The sequence below is a fragment of the Treponema sp. OMZ 305 genome (assembly GCF_024181325.1).
Lineage (GTDB): Bacteria > Spirochaetota > Spirochaetia > Treponematales > Treponemataceae > Treponema.
The window spans coordinates 1,210,447-1,235,559 of the sequence record NZ_CP051300.1 but is presented as its reverse complement, the minus strand read 5'-3'; the positions used below and the strand labels follow the sequence as shown (position 1 = coordinate 1,235,559).

16 protein-coding genes are annotated in these 25,113 nt (G+C 44.8%); 6 read left to right on the top strand and 10 right to left on the bottom strand.

The features are described 5' to 3' along the window. Window positions 1–288: 288 nt before the first annotated feature. A complete protein-coding gene (locus tag ABK01_RS05485) occupies window positions 289–687 on the bottom strand; it encodes a DUF1284 domain-containing protein (protein WP_253676523.1) in 399 nt (132 codons plus the stop codon). 537 nt (window positions 688–1,224) lie between these two features. Between ABK01_RS05485 and ABK01_RS05480 the strand changes: the two genes are divergently transcribed. Continuing rightward, window positions 1,225–2,433, top strand: a complete 1,209-nt coding sequence (locus ABK01_RS05480) for an acetyl-CoA C-acetyltransferase (protein ID WP_253676522.1) — start codon at window positions 1,225–1,227, stop codon at window positions 2,431–2,433. 114 nt (window positions 2,434–2,547) lie between these two features. Here ABK01_RS05480 and ABK01_RS05475 read toward each other — a convergent pair whose 3' ends face one another. Next, the gene (locus ABK01_RS05475) at window positions 2,548–3,984 is read right to left on the bottom strand and encodes a pallilysin-related adhesin (RefSeq protein WP_253676521.1); all 1,437 of its coding nucleotides are present in this window, start codon (window positions 3,982–3,984) and stop codon (window positions 2,548–2,550) included. A gap of 32 nt (window positions 3,985–4,016) precedes the next feature. Continuing rightward, window positions 4,017–4,679: a vWA domain-containing protein gene (locus ABK01_RS05470; RefSeq protein ID WP_253676520.1), complete on the bottom strand. Its 663-nt coding sequence runs from the start codon at window positions 4,677–4,679 to the stop codon at window positions 4,017–4,019. Window positions 4,680–4,850: 171 nt separating this feature from the next. On the opposite strand from ABK01_RS05470, the gene cfpA reads away from it, so the two are divergent. The 4 genes from cfpA to ABK01_RS05450 all read left to right on the top strand — a co-directional run bounded on the left by cfpA (window position 4,851) and on the right by ABK01_RS05450 (window position 11,656). Beyond that, complete coding sequence (gene cfpA / locus ABK01_RS05465) at window positions 4,851–6,893, top strand: cytoplasmic filament protein CfpA (RefSeq protein WP_253676519.1); 2,043 nt, start codon at window positions 4,851–4,853, stop codon at window positions 6,891–6,893. 227 nt (window positions 6,894–7,120) lie between these two features. Beyond that, window positions 7,121–8,143, top strand: a complete 1,023-nt coding sequence (locus tag ABK01_RS05460; RefSeq protein ID WP_212566416.1) for a hypothetical protein — start codon at window positions 7,121–7,123, stop codon at window positions 8,141–8,143. A gap of 9 nt (window positions 8,144–8,152) precedes the next feature. Next, window positions 8,153–10,831, top strand: a complete 2,679-nt coding sequence (locus ABK01_RS05455; protein ID WP_253676518.1) for a putative PEP-binding protein — start codon at window positions 8,153–8,155, stop codon at window positions 10,829–10,831. Between the two features lie 60 nt (window positions 10,832–10,891). After that, on the top strand, window positions 10,892–11,656 hold the full coding sequence (locus tag ABK01_RS05450; RefSeq protein ID WP_212566415.1) for a TrmH family RNA methyltransferase: 765 nt from the start codon (window positions 10,892–10,894) through the stop codon (window positions 11,654–11,656). 87 nt (window positions 11,657–11,743) lie between these two features. On the opposite strand, the gene rlmB is transcribed toward ABK01_RS05450, so the two are convergent. The 7 genes from rlmB to ABK01_RS05415 all read right to left on the bottom strand — a co-directional run bounded on the left by rlmB (window position 11,744) and on the right by ABK01_RS05415 (window position 23,266). Then, on the bottom strand, window positions 11,744–12,643 hold the full coding sequence (gene rlmB, locus ABK01_RS05445) for a 23S rRNA (guanosine(2251)-2'-O)-methyltransferase RlmB (protein ID WP_253676517.1): 900 nt from the start codon (window positions 12,641–12,643) through the stop codon (window positions 11,744–11,746). A gap of 2 nt (window positions 12,644–12,645) precedes the next feature. Continuing rightward, window positions 12,646–14,052, bottom strand: coding sequence for an MBL fold metallo-hydrolase RNA specificity domain-containing protein (locus tag ABK01_RS05440; RefSeq protein ID WP_253676516.1), 1,407 nt, complete (start codon window positions 14,050–14,052; stop codon window positions 12,646–12,648). Window positions 14,053–14,195: 143 nt separating this feature from the next. After that, the gene (locus ABK01_RS05435) at window positions 14,196–16,484 is read right to left on the bottom strand and encodes a leucine-rich repeat domain-containing protein (RefSeq protein WP_253676515.1); all 2,289 of its coding nucleotides are present in this window, start codon (window positions 16,482–16,484) and stop codon (window positions 14,196–14,198) included. Next, the gene (locus tag ABK01_RS05430; RefSeq protein ID WP_253676514.1) at window positions 16,481–17,020 is read right to left on the bottom strand and encodes a hypothetical protein; all 540 of its coding nucleotides are present in this window, start codon (window positions 17,018–17,020) and stop codon (window positions 16,481–16,483) included. The genes ABK01_RS05435 and ABK01_RS05430 overlap by 4 nt, the downstream gene beginning before the upstream one ends. A gap of 80 nt (window positions 17,021–17,100) precedes the next feature. Further along, the gene (locus ABK01_RS05425) at window positions 17,101–18,018 is read right to left on the bottom strand and encodes an Rpn family recombination-promoting nuclease/putative transposase (RefSeq protein ID WP_162663815.1); all 918 of its coding nucleotides are present in this window, start codon (window positions 18,016–18,018) and stop codon (window positions 17,101–17,103) included. 518 nt (window positions 18,019–18,536) lie between these two features. Continuing rightward, entirely contained in the window at window positions 18,537–22,397 is a 3,861-nt protein-coding gene (locus tag ABK01_RS05420; RefSeq protein ID WP_253676513.1) for an InlB B-repeat-containing protein, read from the bottom strand. 656 nt (window positions 22,398–23,053) lie between these two features. Beyond that, the gene (locus ABK01_RS05415; RefSeq protein ID WP_253676512.1) at window positions 23,054–23,266 is read right to left on the bottom strand and encodes a hypothetical protein; all 213 of its coding nucleotides are present in this window, start codon (window positions 23,264–23,266) and stop codon (window positions 23,054–23,056) included. A 519-nt stretch (window positions 23,267–23,785) separates the two neighbouring features. On the opposite strand from ABK01_RS05415, the gene dpaL reads away from it, so the two are divergent. Continuing rightward, on the top strand, window positions 23,786–24,997 hold the full coding sequence (gene dpaL, locus ABK01_RS05410) for a diaminopropionate ammonia-lyase (RefSeq protein ID WP_253676511.1): 1,212 nt from the start codon (window positions 23,786–23,788) through the stop codon (window positions 24,995–24,997). Window positions 24,998–25,113: the final 116 nt, after the last annotated feature.

The window sequence follows — 25,113 nt, the reverse complement described above, 5'->3', positions numbered from 1 at the left end:
TGCAAATCCTCAACGTATCAGAACGGACACGGATGTCCGTGAAATTAAGCAGCAGCGAGTTTGCCCCGCAAACTCGACGTTGAACAGTGTACACGGAAGGACACTGTTCAACAGCGCCACGGATGGCGGTGATTCCATGCAGAAGCGTGTTTGCCCTGCAAACTCGTCGTTGAGCAGTGTACAAGGACGTACACTGCTCAACAGTCTATTTCCAAAAGCGCTGGAAAGGCTTTTCAGAACGGACTCGTGGCGGTATAGGCGGGGTTCAATGTTTTGCACTGTAGATTCTCATGTAAACAGTGATTGCTTTACATCGGCATAACAGCAGATGCCGGTTTGCTTCCATTCACAACCTCGGCAAATGCAATCGTATACGGATTCGGTTAGGTGAGATTCAAGTATGCGGTCTATTTCGGTATAAGTATATGTTTTTCTTTCCAATCCAAACTGTAATAGGACGGCATCATCAAATCTTGTTACTTTTGCTTCCGACCGGCAGTGATTGTCGATTCTTTCGGGACATGGGGCGCAAATGGCATCAACACCTGTTATTAAAGTAATCTCGCAGCCGGTTTTTAACCGATTGATAACACGCTGCATATTTCCGACAAATGCGGGAGAATAGCCTTTGCCTTTAAATGCGCGAGTGCATAAAAGATGATGCGGGCGCAAACTGAGTGTTTCCATTGACGGTATTCCTTGCACTATGGATTTTAAAGATTGCTCAGAATTATACCAAAGTAAAAACCGCAGTGCAAGAAAATCCCATTTCCAATTATCCTACGGGCTGATAAAAAACCGGCCTGATGCATTTACCCCGATCGCCTAATCAACGTAACCACACCGGAAATACTGTAAGCGGTTGCTTCCTTTCTGTGCAAAATTTTGAATAAAATTTTGCACATTTTTTCTAGCAGAGGGGTAAATGCATCAGGCAGAGTAAATAAAAAGCGTAGAATAATTAGGGCTGTGAGACCATTTGAACCGCGGAGTGGTTCAACTCTGGTTGAATAGCCCTAATTATTCTACGGGCTGATAAAAAACCGGCCTGATGCATTTACCCCGATCGCCTAATATAGCCAGATTTTTTGAAGCGTGATATGATAGGACACACGGGATGTTCATCTTGATATAAATGAGATTTTTCAATCGTCTCGAAAGACCGAAAGGTTGGAAATTTCTTTTATCATCAACATATCCCCTGATTTACTAGGAGGTCAAAAAATGGCATTATCAAAATCGTACATTATCAGTGCAAAGCGTACTGCTATCGGGAAATTCCTCGGCGGATTATCTGCCGTACCGCCTAAGGACATGGGTTCAGCGGTGGTCAAAGCGGTACTGGAAGAGGCAAAGGTAAAGCCCGATCAGGTTTCGGAGCTTATTTGCGGTAACGTGCTCGGCGCCGGACTCGGACAAAATATCGGACGAACCATCGCATTGGAAGCGGGAATCCCCGAAACCATCTGCGCTCATTCGACCAACATGGTCTGCGGATCCGGTCTACGGACGGTTATGGAAGCGGTTATGTCCATTCAAGTAGGCTTTAACGATATTGTTGTCGCAGGCGGTGTAGAATCAATGTCGCTTGCGCCGTACCTTGTCCCTGCCAATACCCGCAGCGGAAATAAGATGGGAAACTGGCAGGCAGTCGATCATATGATTTATGACGCCTTGACCGATGCCCGTGCAAATATTCACATGGGAATTACAGCCGAAAACGTTGCGGCAAAATTCACTATCACCAGAGAACAGCAGGATGAGTTTGCATTTGCATCCCAGCAAAAAGCGATAGCGGCTATCGATGCAGGTAAATTTAAAAACGAAATAGTTCCGATTATCATCCATAATAAAAAAGGCGATATCGTTTTTGACACCGACGAATTCCCCAATCGTACCACCAGCCTCGAAAAACTTGCAAAGTTGAAGCCCGCTTTTAAAAGCGACGGCACCGTTACGGCAGGCAATGCATCGGGAATAAACGACGGAGCATCTTTTGTGTTAATTGCAAGCGAAGCGGCGGTAAAAAAATATAACCTTAAACCTATTGCAGAAATTATCGGCATTGGGCAAGGCGGCGTCGACCCGCTCGTAATGGGATTAGGTCCCGTTCCGGCAATCCGCAATGCGTTAAACTATGCATCGCTCAAACTCTCCGATATGGAGTTGATCGAGTTGAACGAAGCGTTCGCCGCCCAGTCTCTAGGGGTTATCCATGAATTGGTTCAGGAACACGGCGTTGATCGCGATACGCTGTTAAAACGAACAAACGTCAACGGCGGTGCCATTGCGCTCGGTCATCCGGTAGGCGCTTCGGGTAACCGCATTTTGGTAACCCTTCTGCACGAAATGATCAGAGCGGATAAAAAAATCGGCCTTGCTTCTTTATGTATCGGCGGAGGTCAAGGAACTGCTGTTATTGTAAAACGGTAATCTAAAAAAACATCCGTTACCGAAATAGTCACTGTTAAGACGCGGTACTCTGCGAGGTAGTGTTTTATAAAAAGCATTGCCTCGCAGCTATACGACGGTATATATCTCAAAAGTTTATTCAAATATAAGCGGTGAATTTCCGATCGGCGTAATACCGCTTAATGTAACTGAAACCTCGATGAGGCTTACCCGTTTACCGGCATTATCAAGTATAAGATTAAAAAAACGTTCATTATTTTCAGTATCTTTAAGCTGCAAAACAGTATTGTCTTTTATCTGCAAAATCGTATACCATCCTGACTGTTGCACCGTATCTTGCAGTAATCGATACGAATTATCCGAAAAAGATAAAGAATATCCTTCTGCGCTTGCCCATGTTTTTTCATCCGCGGTCAATATTTTTTTTATATTGTCAAGCGTGGTATTATTTTGCACTTCACGAACAGTATTGCTTATTTTTCGATATGATCCATCCCAGTTTGATGCAACACCGATTTTTAAACGTGCAATATCGTCGATAACCCGTATATGCACTTCATCAATTCCAAGCAACTCAATATTGATGCGCCGGTGAATACTCGAAATAGAGGCATTTTTTGTAGAAAAATAAATACCGAATCTGCGCGGTGTTATCGAATCGATAGTAAAAACTTCTTGAATATTATCGACGGAAAAAATAATTTCATTTTCGGAACGGTTAAAAAAGATACTTCGATTTTGATCTCTTTTTGCACTTGGCTGATACCATAATCCATCAAGAAAGTCTTGAAAAGAATGAGCATCTCCTGTTTGAAATTTTTGAAGAAATTGACTTTCAATTCTTTTCCCGGGTATCTTTATTTCTTTTGTTTGCACAAAAAATTCTTTTTTTGCATTCCATGTATATTGTTTTTCTATTTGGTTGAGTGTATTTGGAGCATCCCTATCAGAATAATATGCAGATATAATATAATCTGTGATTGCGTTATCCTGTTCATTTTTCAGTATAATTTGCCCCTCCGCTTGTATACCGGCTAAAGAATGGACACTGATTATTTTATCTTCATCGATTCCTAATGCATACATTCCGAAAACCTGCATATTGTCGGCATTCATTCCATTATATGCTATAATAGGATACGGATATTCTTGTACCATTAACGTATAAACAGAAAGCGTTTTTGCATGTGTCGCCTCCGTTTTTATTTCTGCGGCTCTCGTAAAAGTGTGAGCTTCATTATCCTGTAAAAATATAAAAAGATAGATGAATTGATCGGATAATTTTTTTGCTGCAATAATTTTATCTTCCTTATTATCGCCATTCAGATCCGCTTGTATATCCTCAACAAGCACCTCATCGCTGAGCAGCGTAATACCCGATTGCATAATATTTTCAGGTATTACTTCCGAAGCAGATGTCTCTTGCTGTTGCAATTGCGGCGCAACGGGAATAATCGTTTGAGCATTCTGTGGTATTACCTGAGTTCGTTGACGAACAATACGCTGGTAAACCAATATGCCGATAATAACGACGGACGTCACAATGCAAAGTATATAAAACAATTTCTTCATATTTAAAATGCCTTACTTTAAAAGTCCACAGTTTATTTTTTCTCTTCGGTAATAAGCACTTTATTTTGATCATCATTACTACGAGGCACGCCTCTATTATCAATAATATTTGTATAAAGTTCTTTAGTCGTTTTAACAACCTTATCCTGAATATCCATATCCAATGTTATTTCGTACCAATTATCATGTTTAATAATACGTGCTTCCGCCAGATACGGACTTTTAAATGATTCCTGTTTCCCGCGGTATTTTGATGTCCATGGAGCATCTTGTTCAAGATCCGTTACCAATAATAAAATTTTATATCGGTTGTTTTTTCCTCGCTTATTTAATGAAGCTTGGATTGCATCCAGTGCACTGCCGATATCGGTAAATGCGCCGTCGGGAGTAATATTGTCGATTGTTTTTATCAATGTATTACGATCATTTTCATTTTTAATAACTAATGTTTGCAATTCATGCGGTTTTTCATAAAATTCCCAGACGGTAATCCAATCCTCCGGTATTAACATTTCGGTAACAAGCGTATCGCGCACCCATTTATGCAAACTATCAAACTTACCGGGTTCATTCATTGATTGTGATTTATCAATCATCAAAAAAACATCGACGGGAATAGTTCTTTCACCGGCAAATACCGCATAAGAAAGAATACAAAAAACAAGGATACAAAAAATAGATTTGACTTTCAGCATAGTATCTCCTCTTAAAATATAGATAACCACGGTTCTATTTATATAATATTACAAAAAAAAGAAAGTAAAAAGGGGTGGGTGGCTTTACATTTTGCAAAATAGCCTTATAATAAGGGCTGTATTAGTATATCCGTTGCGGATATAAATCTGCTGCAATAAGGAGACAGTAAGATGGGAAGTTTAGATTTACCTCAAAGTCCAAATGTATTTCATCCCGAAAAGCCTAGTGCTGTCGGATCAAGGAATTCGTTGGCGCAAGATTACCGCGATCAGCAAAAAGAAGTGAATCAGCTGATTGAAGAAGAGACCAATAAAGTATTGCATCACTTGTCAACAAAATTACCCAAAGACGTTCTGGAAAGATTGGATGTAATGGGTGGTTTAAAGGAAAAGTTATACAATTACTTTAACCAGAACTATCAGAACATGTTCAACCGCTATATGGTAACCGCAGAAGACGAAATGCTCAAAAAAGTTCGCGGATTTATCGATAGGGAGGAAATGAAGGTTCTGAACCGTTACACGCCGAAAGAGATCGCAACTCTGTTGGATGAAGTCGGCGGCGCCGATAAGTTCAATACCGGTGAAATCGAAAAATCGATCGTTAATATGTACGGACACCTGCAGGGACACGTACAGCGCGGAATCAACGATTTGGAAACCCTAACCAATTCGCTTCTGCGTCAAAAAACCGACGTCGGCGCTTTTGTCCGCGGTGAAAACGCTTACTCAATTGTAAAATGTGCGTTTAAAGACAACATCACCAAGCCCAAAACCGTAACGGATGTAAAACTTTCGGTTAATATTCTCGACACTGAACTTATCAGCCCGATTTTCCAGTATCAGGCAACGGTTGAATACTTAATCAAAGATTTGCTTGCCGGACACTTGATGAACCTTATTGATAAAGAAATCGAAGTCTTAAAAGATGAACTTATCGATGAAGGCAAAGAAGAGATGACCGACAGCGAAATCATCTTCAAGAAGATGGGAAAGGTTCTCGATGTTACCGACGATGATGTTGAAAATCCTGAAAGCAAGCGCTATTCGGTAGTTTCAAAGGAGTTGATGGAACGCATCGCAAACTTAAGAGCGGAAATCGATCCGGAAACTTTCGATCAGCTCAATGTACGTGAGAATATCAAACACATCATCGACATCGAAAACATCCGTAACCGCGGTTTCAACACGGCAATTAACTCGTTAACATCAATTCTTGACACCTCTAAGATGGGGTACCAGTACATTGAAAACTTGAAAAATGCCCGTGAGCTGCTGCTGCGCGAATATGATGATACGAACGTCGCAAACCTTCCTGACGAACGCTACCAGATTCGTCTACGCTACTACGATAATGCTCAGCTCCTTGAAGAGCGCAAAGCGTATGAAGTGATGATCCGCTCGTTTGAAACAGAAGTTGAACATCTCTGGGACGTATTGCAAACCCAGTATGACAAATCGAAGTTCATGGTACGCATCACCGATTTCGGAGATTTGGCAAAGCTCTACGAAAAGCACATCCAGAAGAAATACAAGATGCCGAAGGGCGAACCCGCCTACAAGGATATCGCAAAAGTCTGGGACGAAATTTCGTTTGTCAATGCAGCTGAAACTGATGTTGAAAAAATGAACCGTACGTTTGTCTACGAAAAAGACAAGATGCGCAAGAAGCTTGTAATCATGCGTGAACGGCTCAAGAAAATGTACGACTATCAGTATCCTGTCGAACGGCGTGTTATGGAAGAACGTCTCGCTTTCCTCGAGGCTGAATTCAACAAGTTCGACTACCTCATCAACCCCTTCCATATGCAGCCCGGTCTCTTGCTCGATGTGGATATTACCTCTATCAAACGCAAGAAGGCAACTCTTGACGGTATGGCAAACGTCTTAAACGAATTCCTCCATGGAGTTTCCAAAGGCTTTATGGATCAGGCATTTGCTTCCTTCAGCCGCCGCCGCTCAACGGTTCGTGCAGATATTGCACAGACCTTCGGTTCGGGCGAGGAAGACGAACCTGCTGCGATAACACCGAATGGGCGCGCCCAGTTTATAGATGCGCTAAACGATACTCCGAGTTTGGAGGCGCCTGCCGCAGAGACTGTCAACGCAAAACCCAGTACCACTCGTGGACGTAAAACGACGAAAGCGGGCGCTGTTGATAATACGGCAAGCAGAGGTCGCCGCGGACGCAAATCCGGTATGAGAACTCTGTAAAGTTTACCGTATGCGATAAGTTAAAGTTATGTATAAAGGCCCCCTGAAACATTCGTTTCGGAGGGCTTTTATCTATTGGGAACATCTGTTCTTCTCTTCGGTGATATTATTTTATGAATATTATGAAGAATTCCACAACGAACGGTTTCCCCATAAGTTTGAAAGTAAATGCAAGGAGTTTTTAACAACACTTCTAAAACCATCCTTGCTATGTAAAGGAGAAGCGAATGCTCGATTCATTAGGATTTTATGTACCGCTTGCTACAAAGCAGGGGTTTAATGCCTCTGTAACACACATTCAGAATGCTCTATCGCTTTTGGATGTTTGCAATGTTAAAAAAAATATTGCCGATGAAATCGGTATATTACTTGAAAATAAAGAATTGACAAATGAGGAAATTCCGGCATTTCTATCAGTCATACTGCTCGATATGTGGGGATACAAAGTAGCGTCTAAGAACCTCCGTGAAATAAATGGACTGTCTACGGACATCATCGCAGAAGCGACAAAATGGAAGGGGGTTGATATCGTAGTCGGTTATCATCACCCTGATTTGGGGTTCTTGGCGATAAACCCTAAAAACCCTGCAAATGCTTCTCTTTTGGGAACATTGAAAAAAAATGAACTTTTAAATATTTATGTCGGAAAACAAGATAAAGGTGCGATAGAAGCTCCGATTGCAGAGGCGGTATTTAAAGCATTTTTTAACCTTTTAGAAGGAACAAGACCGTCAATTCCTGCAAAACTCTTGAACGGCCCGTTTGTATTTACCGCTCCTAAGGCGAAAAAACCATCTACAGAAGGACGGAAACGAAAAGCAGCAAAAGCGCCTGCAACCGCAAAAGCCAAGACTTCAGCAAGCGCTGTACAGGCAAAACAAGCAGCGGCTCCCGCTCAAATGCAGGTGCCGACAGGGAAAAACCGTATCTCGCAACAAATTTCGGTTATTGTGACCAACGAACTGTTCCATAACGGAAACGTTGAAGCATGGAAGCGCATTATCCGAAGCTACAATGCACGCTATCCACATAATAAGGTTATCGTATTTTATGACGGTGAACAAATTGTCGATATCAATACGTTGTTTAAATGGGGAAAGGTAAAGCACGGCAGCAGTATCCAATTTGCCGTTGCAGGCGAGGAAATTAAAGACTTGTCGAAACTATCCAAATACTTTGCCGAAGGCGCAAGCCCGCGTTTTGAAGCCTTTTTACGCGGTTCTCCCAGCACCGTTCTTAACCTTTTCTAGGAGTTTATTATGAATATGTCCAAATCAATCCATTTTTTCAGCAATAAAGAATCGCTTAAAAGTAATATCGATAAAACGCTCCTCGGTATCCGCGGCCGTCAGCTGAATGAATTTTCTGAACTCGGACTGCCGATTGTACCGGGGCTTGTGATGGATGCAACTATTACGCAGGATCTACAGCAGGCAAATGCGTTGCCGTTGCTACGACCGTTCTTAAAAAAGATGGGTGAAGCGGTTAAAAAGGAATTCGGCGATGCTGAAAATCCTCTTTTATTAAAGCTGGTTATTTCACCCAACCTTGTGATTGCCAATTATCCGACGCTTCATAACTTCGGATTAGCAAAAACCACAATCGGCGGTTTTGAAAAAAAAGTGGGAAAAGATTTCGCAAGCCACGAAGTTTTGTTTCTATTACGCGGTATCTTTTCAATTTTATATAAGATTGCCGAATTGCAAGAAGACGGCGCAAAACAACAGCTCTATAAAGAACAGTTGGAAAAAATCGGGAATGACCTAAAGAAAGAAAAGCGCACTGAATCGGGCGCTACCGTTATGGATATGTACCAGCCGTATCTGCCGCAGGAATTTTTCAGTACTGCAGAAGTACAGCTGAACAAAACCATTCAACTCATCAGTACGCTGCTCAGCCTTGAACCCGACAATGAAAACGATGTAGCCTTATTGATTCAGCCGTTGGTGTACGGTAACTATGACAAGGAATCCTTTTCCGGCAGATTCTTTAGCCGTAATATCGTTACCGGCGAAAAAAAATTACAGGGGATGTTCTTCCAAGAAAAATTCGATGAAGTCGATGCCGTCGGAAAAGATATTAACGATATAAAGCCGATATACCTTGAGCAATTGGAAGCCATTGCATGGCGGTTGGAAGATCATAGTAAAGATGTTCGCGAAATCCGTTTTACGATTGAAGCGGGAAAACTGTGGCTCATCGAACAAAAATCCGTTGAAGCAAAAAGCACGATTGCATTGGTACACTTTTTGCTCGATTTATATAATCGTAAGATTATTGATGCGGAATACGTTGTAAAAAATGTCAAACCCGGCCAGCTAAACGAAATACTGCACCCTGTTATCGATATGACGAGCGTTAAAAATCTCCAATCATCAAAGGGCGGTATTGCAGGCGCTCCGGGGGCAGCAGTCGGCCGCGTATACTTCAGCGCTGATACACTGATTGAAGCGCAGCATATTGCGCGTTTACAAAGCGCCGATACCCGCTGTATTCTCTGCGTACCGGCGAGTTATGCAGGCGACGTAAAGGCTATTGAAGTTTCCACCGGTGTTTTATCGAATGAGGGCGGTTATTCGGCGCATGCCTCCGTTGTTTCACGTCAATATGGAAAAATCTCGTTGGTACGTCCCGACATGAAAATTATGGCGAATAAAGCTATCATCAACGGCGTTACCATTAAAGAAGGGGACTATATTACGCTTCAAGTACCCTATTACGGCGAATCGACGGTATACTTCGGAGCAGCGGAGCTGATTGAACCCGACCCCAAGACCTCCGGTTTGCTCGATTTTATCGATCTTACCCGTTCGTTTATCCAAGACTTCCATGTACGTGCCAATGCCGACAGCCCCCGCGATGCTGCATTAGCGGTCAGCTTCGGCGCCGAAGGTATCGGACTGTGCCGCACCGAACACATGTTCTTTGAAACAAAACGTATCAACACCTTTAGAGAGATGATTCTTGCCGAAACGACCGAAGAGCGCATCAAAGTGTTGAACAAGCTCCAAAAAGTTCAGATGGAAGATTTTTACGGTATCTTTAAGACTATGGCAGGACGCGAAGTTACTATCCGCCTTTTAGATGCTCCATTACACGAATTTTTACCGCATAATGATGCAGAACTGGATGAATTTATCGAGTATCTTAAAACAGAGAAGAAGAAAACCGTCAGTAAAAAAGCTTTATCCGAAGCAATAGCGCTCCGTGCGGAAGTAAACCCCATGCTGGGACACCGAGGCTGCCGTATTGCAATCTCGTATCCTGAAATTTATGCAATGCAAGTCCGCGCTATCTTTGAAGCGGCTTATAAACTGCAAAAAGAAGGCGTTGAAACGCATGTCGAAATTATGGTTCCGATTGTAATGAATTTCCGTGAACTCAAACAAATTGCGTATGGAAAGAAGATCGAAGGTCATGCTTATCTCGGTATCCGTTCGATTGAACAGGAAATACGGGCGCAGTTTAAGGCGCAAGCGATAGACTTCAAAATCGGTACGATGATTGAATTGCCGGTTGCAGCATTATCGGCGGGAGAAATTGCCCGTTATGCGGAATTCTTCTCATTCGGTACCAATGACCTTACCCAAACGACGCTCGGACTCTCCCGCGACGACTTTAACAGCTTTATGCCGGATTACACGTTGTATGACTTAATCGACGGCAATCCTTTTGCGATTCTGGATCCGGGTGTGCGGGAACTTATCAGCATTGCGATTGAACGAGGCAAGCTTACCCGTCCCGATATTAAACTCGGTCTTTGCGGAGAGCAAGGTGCACGCCCCGAAAACATTCCCTTCTGTATGAAGGCCGGTTTGAATTATGTCTCCTGTTCATCTTATTCGGTGCCTATCGCGCTCCTTTCGATTGCGCAGGCGGAATTGGAAAAGGCGGAAAGCGAAGGGCACAAGCTCGCACGTAAGAAGGCCTCAAAGTAAAAAAAGGTCTAACAAGGCAACCGCACCTATTTCCGCGGTTGCCTTGCCGTAACTTGCACTATGAGTGAATTACATCAAAAAGAATTGGCGGCGTGCGGTTTTGAAGCGGTAAAAGCGCTCGCCGCCGAACATCCCGAAAAAATTTCACGATTTTTTTTTGCCGGAAGCAGGGCAAAGACATTCGGCGCCCTTTGTAAATACCTTGCACAGCGAAAACGGCTCTATCGGCTCGTGCAATCGGATGCGGAATTGGAAAAGCTGTGCGGATCTGTTCACCATCAGGGCGTTGTCGCTATGATTGAAGACCCCCGCATTGCTGCCGTAACACCGGAACAGATTAAACGGTGGGAAACCGAAAAAGCTGCGGTGTTACTATGCGACCGTATCGGTAATGCAAATAATCTTGGAGCAGTTATCCGCAGCGCCGCCTTTTTCGGCATAGAACACATCGTGATAAGTGGAGAAGACGCACAGGCACAGCTGACACCGAGCGCCTACCGGATTGCGCAAGGGGGTATGGAGTTTATCACCTTGTATACCACTCCTTCCGCCGAGCATTTTTTAAAGATGTGCAGCGGATATTTGGTGCGGATAGGGGCGGATCATCGGGCATACCGCAGCCTAAAAGACATTCCGTCAGTGGTACAGCCGGACGACGCGGTCGTTATAGTCTTAGGAAATGAAGAACACGGCATTTCTGCCGAAGCGAAAAAACTCTGTGATGTGCTGGTTAAAATCAACGGCAGCGGAGCAATCGAAAGCCTGAACGTAGCGCAAGCCGGCACTCTCTTCTGCTCCGCACTTGCCGAACTCCGGCGGGAATAACCGCGAAGAGGTTCAACTCTGGTCGAATAGTATCAATTTTCCCGCGGGGGTGGTAAAAAACGACCTGATGCGTTCACCCTGCCTCCCCTACCCGTTTTGCTGTCGGCGTACCTCATACATCAGAATACCGGCGGCGACCGAAACATTTAAACTGTCGAGCTTGCCGGAGGTGGGGATTGCCGTAAAGGAATCGCAGGAGGCTTTTAACAAGCGGCTGATGCCCGACCCTTCGCTGCCCATAATCAGTATCGTTTTGTCGGGGAACTTGGTGTGCGGGAGCGGCTCTCCTTGGGCGTCAGCGCCGAATACCCAAAAGCCGTTGCGTTTGAGCTCTTCCACCGTCCGCACCAAATTCGCCGTGTATAAAAGCGGCACCCACGCCGCCGCCCCTGCGCTGATCTTGCTGACGGTCTGAAAGTCTCCGGCGGATCTCCGTTCAGGCAGCACAACGGCGTCAACGGCGAATTGATCTGCGCTGCGGATAATGGCGCCGGTATTGTGAGGGTCGGTAATTGAATCAAGGACAACGACAAAGGCTTTTTCGCGGGAAGCAAGCGCGGCGAGCAGCGCATCGGCAGAAAGCTTCGGCGCCTGTTCCTGCGGACGTTCATCGATCAAGATAATCCCTCGATGATTTTGCAGATATTCCGGCAGACCGACCGTCAACTTATCAAGTTCGGCATCAGTCCGCCGCTCTATCGTTACAGAAAGTTTTTCCGCCTGCGCGAGTATCTTTTTTACGCGCGGTCCCTGCTTGGCGTAAAGAATCTTGAGCCGCAATCCGGATGCCTTTCCGCCGCCAACAGCCTTACCACTGACAGCAGCTTTTCCGATGACAACAGCCTTTCCGCCACCAATTTTTTTCCCCATATCGGAATTCTTTGTTGCAGTTGCGGAGCTTTTTGTTTCCAAATTTTTTTTCTCCAACTGCGCTTCAACCGAGCGCAGTAATTCTTCTATCGCATGAAAACCGGTAATAATCTGCATCGCTATAACTCGATTACATCGCCGTACCGCATAATATGCGATTCATAGCGGTGTTCCTGTAAATACGCCTGCAAAAAGCTCTGCGCATCCGGTTCGCCGTGCACCATCAACAGCTTTTTCAAGCTTCCGGTGTCGAGACTGTCAAGCCACTCAAGAATTTCGACATAATCGGCATGGGCGCTAAACGCATTAATCTGAAGAATTTCGGCGCGGACTTGATGCCATTCTCCGAATATTTTTACCTCCGGTTCACGGTTCATCAGCCGTCTGCCGAGCGTATTCTCCGCCATATAGCCGACCAGCATAATTTTTGTCGAAGGCTTTGAAATATTATTTGCAAGATGATGCGTAATGCGGCCGAATTCACACATGCCGTCCGCACTGATAATAACCATCGGCTCTTCCATTGCGTTCAGCGCCTTGGATTCATCAACGCTCGTAATAAACTTGAGCGCGTTAAAGCCGAACGGATTTTTGTGATGTTTAACAAAAGCTTCCTGCGTTTCGTGGTCAAAGCATTCGGGATGCACCTGAAAAATCGTTGTCGCGTTCACCGCCATCGGCGAATCGACATAGATGGGAATCTGTGGAATTCGTTTTTGATCCGTCAGCAGGTGGAAATAATAGATAAGTTCCTGCGTCCGTTCAACGGCAAAAGCGGGAATGATAATTTTACCGCGCATCTTTACCGCATCGTTCACTGCATGTTCCAGCATCTCCATCGCATTGTGAATATCTTCATGCCGGCGGTTTCCATACGTGCTTTCTATCATAATATAATCGGCAGCAGGGATAATATCGGGGTCACGGATAATCGATTTATTTTTTCTGCCGAGGTCTCCGGTAAAGGCAATTTTTACGGTTTTGCCCGCAGAATCTTTTGCCGTGATAAACGCTATTGCGGAACCGAGAATGTGCCCCGCATCATAAAATTCAAGCTGAACATTCGGACCGATCCATACCGGACGATGATACGAAACCGTTACAAATTGATTGATGGTTTGCACGGCATCTTCTTCGGTAAAAAGCGGCTTCCAGTCGAATTTTTCGTGTTTTTTGATTGCCTGTTTTTGTAAATATTCGGCATCCCGCGCCTGTATGCGAGCGGAATCCATCAGCACGAGGTTGGCAATATCCCGTGAGGCGGGCGTCGCATAGATATTGCCGGTAAACCCGTGTATGCCCAACAGCGGCAAAAGCCCGCAGTGATCATAGTGCCCGTGGGTAAGAACGACAGCGGTTAATTTATCGGCAGGGACATTAAAGTCGCGGTTTTTTTTATCGGCTTCCGCCCGTTTCCCTTGGAAAGCCCCGCAGTCAAAAAGATACAAATACCCGTCTACATCGAGAATATGCTTTGAACCGGTTACTTCCTCTGCGGCTCCCAGAGAATACACGTTGATACTCATAAAAAAATGATACAAGGATTTTTTGAAAATGTCAATTTTTAAAAGATATCAGAGGTCGAATCAATTTGTAATTGATAATGTGTAATCAATTAGTAATTCATAATTACAAATTATCCATTACCCATTACCCATTACCAATTACATTAAATCTCAACCCCGGGCCAGATTCCATTCCACTTATACATCTTCCACTTCTTGTTATTTTTAGCATTATTAAAGGCTGCGGCTAAATCCGGCGGAGCGGTAAAGTCCGTGTGATTGCCTTCGCTAACGCCGGTTACTTCGGTGTAAAGAATACAGTTCGCATCATCACTATCCGCCCGAACCGGTAAATCGTCAAAGAGCTTTTTAAATGCGTCTGCGTTAAGCTGATTGCTGCTGCACTCCAGCGTTTGCAAAGCGGTTAAGCCCTGCACGTTAAGTTCGGTCAGCTGATTGCTGCTGCACTCCAGCGTTTGCAAAGCGGTACAGCCTTGTGCGTTAAGAGCGGTGAGCTGATTTTTGTAGCAGTTCAGCGTTTGCAAAGCGGTACAGCCTTGTGCGTTAAGAGCGGTGAGCTTATTGCCGCCGCAGTACAGCTCTTGCAAAGCGGTTAAGCCCTGCACGTTAAGGGCGGTTAGCTTATTGCCGTAGCACTCCAGCTTTTGCAAAGCGGTTAAGCCCTGCACATTAAGAGCGGTAAGCTGATTGCCCCAGCAGCGCAGATCTTTCAAAGCGGTGCAGCCTTGTACGTTAAGGGATGTAAACTGATTGTTCCAGCAGTACAGCGTTTGCAAAGCGGTTAAGCCCTGCACGTTAAGTTCGGTAAGCTGATTGCCGTTGCACCACAGCTCTTTCAAAGCAGTTAAGCCCTGCACGTCAAGAGAGGTAAGCTGATTACCGCCGCACTGCAGATATTGCAAAGCGGTTAAGCCCTGCACATTAAGAGAGGTAAGCTGATTCTCGTAGCACTCCAGCGTTTGTAAAGCAGTTAAGCCCTGCACGTTAAGAGCGGTTAGCTGATTCCACTCACAGTGCAGGCATTCCAAAGCGGTGCAGCCCTGTACATCAAGTGCGGTCAGCTTATTGCCGTAGCTGCCGTAGCACTGCAGCTCTTTCAAAGCGGTTAAGCCCTGCACGTTAAGAGCGGTGAGCTTATTTTCGTTGCAGTTCAGCTCGGTGATGTTTCCTTTGAGGATTACCCTTGTGCTTTTTGCGTGCAGAGTGGTTTCGGTGCCGCTTGTAAGTTCCGTTTCGGTGCAGCCTTCTACCATAACGGGGGCACCGTCGGCGGTTGTTACCCTAACTTTGATGTCGAGCTTATCGGGGCTTAAGATGAGCGAGGCGCCGCCTTCGACAAAGAGTGATTGAAACTTCACTTTGATGTCCGCATCTGCCGTTACCGCGTAAGTATAGCTTGTATCCATGCCTGCTTCGCCGATAACTGTGCCTCCGTTTGTCCACTGTTCCACCACATAATCGGGATCATGGTCTGCCGTAAAGACAATCGTTTTACCCTGTTCGACTGAATCACCCGTAGTGATTTCATTGCCGTCCACTTGGGCTTTCAACGTGCCGCCTGTGCTGCCTTCTACGCCGAAGGTGATGGTGTAAAGTGCCGCCCATTTCGCAGTGTATTCCGCATCGACTGCGGGGAAAAGAGGAGATGAAGGCAGGGCAGGTTCCCATCCTTTAAAAACGGCGCCCGTTTTTACGGGAGCGGGAGCAGTCAAGGCTGTTCCGTATTTGCCCGGTTTTACAACATCATCCGTATTGCCGTCTACGGCGCCGCCTGCAAGTTTAAAGGTTACGTTTACCGTCTTTCGCTCATAATAGAGTTCTACGGCGGTAGCGCTGCCGGCGCTTATCGTGCCGCTCGTTTGTACGGTTCCGTTTATTTTGGTAAGGCTTGAATTGTAGGTAAAGCCTTCGTAGATTTTCGCCGTGTATGCGGCATCTGCTCCCACGGTACCGTTTAAGATTTCCCTTTCCGCAGGCTCTGCAGGATAACCGCCTTCCGGTTTTTCCCGATAGTGTTTTACCGTATACGAGGCTTTGCCGGACGGGAGCGCTTCAAAGCTCACTTTAACGTCAACCGCTTTTGTAACGGTATGGATATATGAATTTTCCGTATTGCCTGTAATGACGGCGCCGTCTACTTTCCACTCTTTTATCATGTAGCCTGCGGCAGGTTCGGCCGTAAAAGTTACCTTTTTACCCTGTTCAATGCTTATGGGGCTCTTCGCCGTTTCCTCTACACCGTCCGCCTTTACTTTAAGCGTGCCGTTTCCTCCTTCCACGCTGAAAGTTACCGTGTGTTTGGGAACCGCAGAACTTTCACCCTTCCCCTCCTCAACCAGCATCTTCTTTAAAAACGGGTTTTTACAAGCGGAAACCGATACCAAAAGTACCGCCAAAACTAAAACTAAAATCCGACTTTTCTGTTTTTTCATATTCTAAATCCTCCGCTCATTCCGGCTACCCAGATTACCGGATAGCCGCCTCTTATATACGGTTCGATAAAAAAGTTTTTTACTGCAAAGCGGTAACCGAATGTTCCTTCTCCCAAACCGAATACAAAGGGTTTTGCGGTCTTTCCGTTCCAGCCTAAGGAAACACCTCCTTCCGCCTGAACAAAAAATCCTGAATCGCAGGTTTTAAACTTTGCAAAATCATAAAAATTCCAGCGGAACAAAACAGCCGTATCAAGAAGACCGTATCTTTTAAATTCCGTCGAATACAAGAGCTTTACACCGGCTGAAAACCTGCCCGTTTTAACCCAATTAGGCAATACAAACATCCCGTACAGCCCTGCACCCAAGGCAGAGCCTTTCGGTACATTCATATTCCCTTCCGCCGAAATACCCAAAGACCAATGAAGGCCGTCTTTTTCTCTTTTAGGTTCATCCTCAACCTCTTGAGCAAAAAGAACGGAAGCTCCCAAAAATACCAGCGCACAGAGCGCTGCCTTTACACAATTTTTCTTCACATCAATTCTCCCGATAAGTAATTTTTAATTGGTAATTTGTAATGTGTAATTTTCTTAAATTACCAATTATCCATTACCAATTAATTAATCGCTTCCACTTCTTCTTTACTGAGGCCGGTCATCTGCATAATAAAATCAAGTTCACAATTCGCATGTTTCATCAATTTTGCCGTTTCAAGAGCTTTTTTGTATGAACCGTCGGAAAAGCCCTGTTGTATTCCTTGCTCAATTCCTTGCTCAATCCCCTGTTCAATTCCTTCGGCAAAGGCGATTTCATGTTCTTCGGCTCGCTGTACTGCAATATCTGTTTCATAATCATATTCTGCCAGTAACATATTCAATACCTCCTTCGTCTTGCGTTTTAGATATTCACGCAAAATATTATTTTCTATACATTCTTCAACGGCTTTTTCAAAACCGTTTTGACTATCTATCTCTTTCCACTTGCGCACCGTTTCCACAAATATACTGTATTCCTGCATTGTCCGGCAATTTTCCAATACGGGATGACGGTTTTGCCGGTTTATGTTTATTACTTTAACGGTCAACTCAAGATTAGTTTCCGTTCCTCTTTCTATAAAGGCCTCCGATAGTTTCAGAGTTTTATCGGAAGGATATGGTTCCTCACCGTTATAAAAAACATAAAACTCAGGAACCGGAATTTTTAAAAGCTTACGGCTGTATTTTTCTTTTGATTCAAAGAGGGTTTCATACAAGCGGCTTACATACTCAAGACAGCGGAGAGGCATATTGGGATTTATCGTCGATTGGTGTTCTGCAAGGACTATTATTTTGTTATCGACAAGATAAGACACATCATTATAGAATGCCATATAGAGGATCTGATCGAGCCTGACCGTTTTTAGCTGCTCTGTATCTTTCAAGTCCGTTCCATGCAGAGCATTATATAGCGATAAAAAATTCTCTTTTGCTTTTTCGTCTTCACTGAAAAGGTCGACGAACACCGAGTCTTTATATTTTCTGTTTGAAGTACTCATAACTTATGCCCTCTCTTGCCTTAATTATACCATATCTTCAGTAGTTTTAAAGGAACATTTTTTTTAATTTAACCGCAAAGGACACTAAGAGCGCAAAGAATTTTGATGGCGATTTGATAACACATTCTTTAATTTTCCCTTGGCGTTCCTTGCGGCCTTTGCGGTTTTTTTTAATTTAACCGCAAAGGACACTAAGAGCGCAAAGGAATTTAAGGGGAGCTTTGTTTGAAGTATTCTTTACTTTCCTCTTTGCGAACTTTGCGGCCTTGGCGATTTTTTTAATTTAACCGCTTTTACCTCTTGAGCAAAAAGAAGGGAAGCGCCCAAAAATACCAGCGCACAGAGCGCTGCCTTTACACAATTTTCTTCATACTTCAATGCTCCCGATAACTAATTGGTAATGTGTAATTGGTAATTTGTAATCAATTTGTAATTGGTAATGTGTAATTTGTAATTCATAATTATCCATTACCCATTGAATTACCCATTCCCCATTATCCATTATCCATTACCCCCCCTTAGCTTGCCGTATTACCGGACTGGTTATTACAAGGACCAACTACTGCATTACCAAAGCCATAGTTTGTAGTTATTTCGCCGCCATACCAGTCAAACTGATGATAAACCCTCACCCCCTTACCATTATTGGAGTTATTCTCGGTAATTTTGCCGCCTTTCATCTCGAATATTCCTTTTACGAGTACGCCACCGCCCTCGTATCCTGTGTTCTTCTCAATTGTTCCGCCTTCCATCGTAAACTGTCCACGTATGGGGTCCCCACCATTGTAGCTCCCGTCCACATATACGCCGCCGCCACCGACGGAGGGGTTATAACCGCTGACTTCGTTTTGGGTAATTGTCCCGCCTTTCATTATAAACTTTCCGGTTTCACCTACATATACGCCGCCGCCGCCACCAGACCACAAAGAGCCATTCAGATTATCGACTGTGTTTTTCTCAATCGTTCCGCCTGACATGGTAAGTGTTCCGTTTACAAAAACAGGACCGTTTCCGGCATGCTCACCCCCGCTGTTAACCCAGGAATTTTTAAACCCGGTAATTGTTACGCCGTTTTTGATTTCTGCGTTGCCATTATGGTTTACAGAGAGCGCGTGGTGTATCTTCCGATAGCCGGAGTCAACTCCTTGCAATGTTATCAGTCCTTCTAATGTTAACGACGCACCGCTTTGTACCTCAAAGTATGTATACAGGGCCTGCCCATGCCCATTGTCAGGACATTTTAAGATTGCAGGTTTACTTGCGTTATCAGCCTTGAGCATAATCTTTTTCCCGTTCGGTATTTGAACCGTTTGAAGGTCGTCGATAGTACCTGCCAGCTTTATAACAAAGGGCGTATTATCGGCAGGTGCAGCCTGAACTGCTTCTTTCAACGTTTGAAGATCCTCAACTTCCGCTTTCAACTTACCGGCATCAGTAATATACCAAAACATCTTCCCGTCCACCACATCCTGCGGCGTTACCGTAAACTTGGTGTAGTTTTGTGGTGAGCCTGTTGTTATCGCGTCGGCAAGCACTTGTGTGGACGTGTTGTAGGCCGTATTCGGTACTGTAATGCGCGCAACGGGAGTCGTACCGGTAAGCGTTCCGTTAATGGTTATCATCTTTCCGCTCTCCAAATACACGTCGTTTTTGCCCGCCGTATATTGCTCAGATCCGGTAGAGGGGGTAACGATTGCGGAATCTTGCATTTTAAAGGTTCCGCCGCTTACATAAACGCCGCCGCCTTTACTTGCCGTGCAGCCGGTGATAGCGCTTGTGCCGTGCATTTCAAAGGTTCCGCCGCCTACATACACGCCGCCGCCGGAATTCGCCGCCGAGCAGTCGGTAATAACGCTTGAGCCTTCCATAATGAGTGTACCGGACGGATTTACGTATACGCCGGCGCCGCCTGACTGGTAGTAGAACGCTGCACCCTTTGTAAGCGTTATGTTTTCAAGGGTGAGTGTGTTAAACACATCAAAAATACCCGACTTGCTGTCTGCATTCAAAGCAGCGGAAGGGTTGTTACCTTTTATGGTAAGTCTTTTTCTGATATTAATTATGCCCTTATTGCCCTCGTCATTTGTCGCCTTTATTTCGCCATTTATGGTGATGGTGCTGTTATCGGGTGCGCTTTTAACCGCACGCAAAAGGTCTTTCCACGTTTCCGGACTGCTTATGTGCGACTGGTAAAACTTCACCGTTACTTCTTTATTTTCGGTTATGTTGGAAAGTGTATAGGTTGAGTTTGTTCCGTTTACTACGGTATTGTCCTTTTTCCATTCCGCAACTTTCCAGTCTGTATTGGTGGGAACCGCGGTAAAGCCTACACTTCCGCCGTATTCAACTGATGTGCTGCCGTTTTCTACAAAGTTACCTGAATCGGCTTTAATCTTTCCTCCCGCTTCTCCGTCTACGATTTCTACGAGGTAGGTTACAGTGTAAATCTTCTTTTTAAACTTGACCGTTACGGTTATACCGTTACCGGTTACGTTGGAAAGCGTGGCTTGTGTTTTGTCGGATGAAATGTTTCCTACATTGGTGCTCCACCTATCGACTTCATAACTGTTGTCAGCAGGCACTGCGGTAAAGGTTACGCTTCCGCCGTGTTTTACCGTAACGGGGTTTCCGGATAGTAAAGAGCCGCCGGTAACAGCCGTTACAGCGATACTACCGCCTGGACCGTCTACGTTGAAGTTTACCGCGTATGTTTTGCGCTTGTAGTATACTTTTACCACCGTTGAACCGTCTGCCACGATTGTCGGGGTTGTAGAGTCAATGTGATCGTACTCAAAGCCTTCATAGTTTTTCTTGATGCTGTCAGCAGAGATAGATGCGTCCGTCGTGCCGGGTTTGGTTTCCGTCTCAGCAAGCGTATAATTATCATCATTAATATTTTGCTTGTAGTGTTTTACCGTATATGTACTGTTTCCTGCCGTCCACTGTGCATAGAGCGTTATATTGCCGGTTACGGTGTCTGATGCAAACTCCCATTTTTTTCCTGCAGAACAGGCTTTATCTTTATACCAGTCGGTTACTCCGAATCCTTGTTTTTTCGGCAGCGGATCCGGTGCTGAAACTGTAGCGCCGTGCAGCACGTGCTTGGAAACCGCGGTAGTGCCGTCCGGATATGCGCCGGTATTTGCATCAAAGCTTACCGTGTGTCCTTGCACAACCTTATAATAAACCGTCTGTACCGGCGTTGCCGCAAGGCCTTCGCCGTCCGTGTAATACTCCAGCTTGTATTTTTTTTCACCGGCGCCGTTTAAGGGAAGCGGCACGGTAACGGGATTGCCGTCATACTTTACCGGAGTTGAACCGCCTATTTCAGTCAGCGTGCAGTGCACTGTCGTATTGCCGGTTGCAGAAGAAACGCTTAATGTCGCTCCGCTGCTGTCGGTACCGATGATAGTCGGATCGGATTCGCTGTCGCCGTTGCCGGAAATCTTTGTGCCCTTCGTGATGCGGACAATTTCTGTTTCTGCTTTATTCGGTTTTGTACTTGCGTTCACTATGCCGGAAGCTAAGCCTTTTTTGTCTATCAGTTTAATCGTATAGTCTTTTTTTGCAGCGCCGTCTTTCACTTCAACATCGGTTTTATAGTACAGTACCCAGCTGCTATCGGCGGGAACATCATCGGCGTCCGGCTCATTCAGCTTTTCTACATCGGAATGTGTAATAAAGACATCAGCTTCCGGCTTGGTAAACGCGGTTTTCGCTTCATTAACCGAAAACGTATAGGGTGTTCCGTTAACCTCAATACGGGCAAGGTCTTTATGCAAAAGTCCGCCCGGTACCCTCTTATCCATATCAGGAATAGTGATACACAGTACATAATAAGCAGGCGAACCGGTTGTCTTTGCAACGGTGAAACTCGGATTCTGAGGGGGTGTATTTGCTTTTAGCTTGAGAGTGTAGGTTTGTTTAAAGGGGCGGCCGTCTACAGCATACAAGGAGAGGGTGGAAGAAAGGTCTTGCGCACCCCATTCATACGCTTGTAAAAAAGAAGCCTTATACGTCAGGGTCAGACTTTGCCGGTCTTCGGATTGTGTGAGCGTATAATCCGTACCCACTACCGGAGCCTGTGTTAAATGCTCAAACACAATCACCTTTTTTGCCGGGTCTGCCGCCGGAGGTAAATCGAGCGAAAAAGATTTAGGATTTTTCAGCTTAAACGTGACGGAAACATCTTCAGCCGAGGGGACACTCGGTATGCTGTTGAGGTCGTTTTGTAATACCGCCTTTATGCTTGAATCGGTAATATAGGCTTCCGATGCCCAATAGCTGAGATAGTCGTCTATATTTGCGGTAAACTGATTACAGGATGCAAACAAAAGAGTAAACAGCATTCCAGTTAAAATAATAAAAGCTTTACGCATACGTTCCTCCGTTACGATAAGCCGCATCGGTAAAATGCTCACCGGCTTTTTATCGACGCCTGTTATAAAAAAGATCCATGGGCACCTCTAAAAACTAAAGTTTTTAGAGGTGCCCGCATAGAGAAGTCGTTTTGTTCTTTATGCATACGCTGATGAGAAAAAATGATAATGTAGATGTGTAAAAAAAAGACTATGCCTCTGTGAAGCTGTGAAGCTGTGAAGCTGTGAAGCTGTGAAGCTGTGAAGCTGTGAAGCTGTGAAGCTGTGAATTATGCAGGGTGTATTTCGGCATGTCAAGTCCTTTGCACATTTTTGTGCCTTTTTTTATAGAGACGGAAATGTGATGATACCGAGAAGACAGTTCTGTCATGCTTCAAATATATCCTATTTATTAGGAAAATAGCAATGGAAAGATCATAAAAATCAGCATTTTTAATCAAAAAGAACCTTGGTTACCAAAAAAGACCGTTAGGACAAACGCATCAGGCAAGTAAATCAAAGACGTAGAATAATTGTGGCTAATGTTTGGGCGCCTCTAAAAACTCGGTTAGATTTGCTTCGCATCCTTCGGAATAGAGGCGCCCGTCGAGTTTTTAATAAGTCTATAAATACAAATGACTTATTAAAAACATCGCGAGTTATAGTTTTTTAATCAATTAAGCGACTCCGTGAGTCTCGGCAGGAACTTCGCTGATATATCCGGTACGCAGGCACAGCGCAAACATATCATTATCAAGAAATTCTTCGCTGATCTTCTCATACCCTTCTTTATCATGGCAGATGCGGATAAAATATCCCTTGTCCGTTTCGTTCAGGATTGAAAAATAAGAAACATCCCCCGGATTACTCTTGATTGAATACAATTTCATACATTACCCTCCACATAATGAAAAATACCATACATCGATAAACATAATCATTTGCTTGATGCATACGGCATCTTTCTACTATTTATAGTTTCGGCATCGAGCAGCGGAGCTTTAGACCACAGCTCTCAGGGCAAACGTATCAGGCCGTTTTTTAACAACCCCGCAGAAGATTGAGGCCGTTCAACCAGAGTTGAACCTCTTCGCGGTTCAAATGGTCTCACAGCCTCAATCTTCTGCGTTTTTTATCTATTCTGCCTGATGCGTTTGCCTGTCTACAAAAAAAGCTGTACGAAATTTTGGATAAAATTTCGTACAGTAAGGAAGGCAAGCGCTTAAAATACTTCTGATGCGCTCGCCCTTCTTGAACTTGACATATCTTGTATCTGTGCTATGATAAACTCATAAATATTTTGATTCTAACAAATTTTTTTTGCATAAGGCTTGTTCTTAACATTAAGAAACCCGTCCAAAACTGAACATTTTTGGAACACCCTCATGCTCGATTGAAAGGAGTTATATATGGAAAAGATTCTTTGGTCGGAAAATAAGCTTCCGAAAACGGACAACAAACAGCTTGCGGTGATGGCTTTAGATGAAATCAATAAGGCACATACGTTTCATAAAAGTTTCCCACAATATGCACCGACACCGCTGGTACCCTTAAAAAATATGGCGGATATGCTCGGCGTCGGTTCGGTATTTATCAAAGACGAATCGTGGCGGTTCGGCTTAAATGCTTTTAAAGTGCTCGGCGGTTCCTTTGCGATGGCAAAATACATTGCAAAACAGCTCAAAAAAGATGTTTCGGAACTCCCCTACGACGTGTTGACCGGCGAAAAGCTGCGGAAAGAATTCGGACAGGCTACGTTTTTTACCGCAACCGATGGAAACCACGGACGCGGCGTTGCGTGGGCTGCAAATAAACTCGGTCAAAAATCGGTCGTGCTGATGCCCAAAGGCTCTACCAAAACTCGCTTCGATAATATCGCAAAAGAAGGCGCAAAGGTTACCATCGAAAACGTCAACTACGACGAATGCGTCCGCATGGCTGCCGCTCTTGCTGCAAAAACGGAGCACGGCGTTATGGTACAGGACACCGCGTGGGAAGGATACGAAGAAATCCCCGCGTGGATTATGCAGGGCTATGGTACGATGGCGCTTGAAGCTGCCGAACAACTCAAGGCGGCGGGAGTAGACCGCCCCACCCATATCTTTGTGCAAGCGGGCGTCGGTTCGCTCGCGGGCGCCATACAAGGATATTTTAAAAACCTCTTCCCCGACAATTGCCCCACTACCGTTGTCGTGGAAGCCCGCGCTGCGGACTGCTTGTACCGGTCTGCAACGGCAGCAGACGGTAAACCTCATTTTGTAACGGGAGATTTGCGAACCATTATGGCAGGACTCGCGTGCGGCGAACCGAACACCATTTCTTGGGATATCCTCAAAAATAATACCAGCTGCTTTGTATCGGCGCCCGATTGGGTTTCTGCCCGTGGTATGCGTATGCTTGCGGCTCCCATCAAAGGAGATACGCCGGTTACCTCAGGAGAATCGGGAGCCGTCCCCTTCGGTCTCTTATCCGCAATTATGCAGCACGATGATATGAAGGATTTACGCACGGCATTAAAGCTCGATAAAAACTCAAAGATACTGTGCTTTTCAACGGAAGGAGATACCGATCCCGATATGTACAAAAAAATCGTCTGGGAAGGTTCTTACCCGTCGATATAAGCTGTTATAAACTTATTACCGGTAAGGTACTCCAATAGAGTTATTCGATGAGGAACCTCTAAAAACTCAAGGTTTTTAGAGGTTTCCCTTAGATTTTTTCGCGATGAGTAATGAGG

Coding starts and splice junctions, on each gene's coding strand:
- cfpA (WP_253676519.1), top strand. CDS start 4,851: ATGGGAAGTTTAGATTTACCTCAAAGTCCAAATGTATTTCATCCCGAA.
- dpaL (WP_253676511.1), top strand. CDS start 23,786: ATGGAAAAGATTCTTTGGTCGGAAAATAAGCTTCCGAAAACGGACAAC.
- ABK01_RS05455 (WP_253676518.1), top strand. CDS start 8,153: ATGAATATGTCCAAATCAATCCATTTTTTCAGCAATAAAGAATCGCTT.
- ABK01_RS05475 (WP_253676521.1), bottom strand. CDS start 3,984: ATGAAGAAATTGTTTTATATACTTTGCATTGTGACGTCCGTCGTTATT.
- ABK01_RS05485 (WP_253676523.1), bottom strand. CDS start 687: ATGGAAACACTCAGTTTGCGCCCGCATCATCTTTTATGCACTCGCGCA.
- ABK01_RS05435 (WP_253676515.1), bottom strand. CDS start 16,484: ATGAAAAAACAGAAAAGTCGGATTTTAGTTTTAGTTTTGGCGGTACTT.
- ABK01_RS05460 (WP_212566416.1), top strand. CDS start 7,121: ATGCTCGATTCATTAGGATTTTATGTACCGCTTGCTACAAAGCAGGGG.
- rlmB (WP_253676517.1), bottom strand. CDS start 12,643: ATGCAGATTATTACCGGTTTTCATGCGATAGAAGAATTACTGCGCTCG.
- ABK01_RS05420 (WP_253676513.1), bottom strand. CDS start 22,397: ATGCGTAAAGCTTTTATTATTTTAACTGGAATGCTGTTTACTCTTTTG.
- ABK01_RS05425 (WP_162663815.1), bottom strand. CDS start 18,018: ATGAGTACTTCAAACAGAAAATATAAAGACTCGGTGTTCGTCGACCTT.
- ABK01_RS05480 (WP_253676522.1), top strand. CDS start 1,225: ATGGCATTATCAAAATCGTACATTATCAGTGCAAAGCGTACTGCTATC.
- ABK01_RS05450 (WP_212566415.1), top strand. CDS start 10,892: ATGAGTGAATTACATCAAAAAGAATTGGCGGCGTGCGGTTTTGAAGCG.
- ABK01_RS05415 (WP_253676512.1), bottom strand. CDS start 23,266: ATGAAATTGTATTCAATCAAGAGTAATCCGGGGGATGTTTCTTATTTT.
- ABK01_RS05440 (WP_253676516.1), bottom strand. CDS start 14,052: ATGAGTATCAACGTGTATTCTCTGGGAGCCGCAGAGGAAGTAACCGGT.
- ABK01_RS05470 (WP_253676520.1), bottom strand. CDS start 4,679: ATGCTGAAAGTCAAATCTATTTTTTGTATCCTTGTTTTTTGTATTCTT.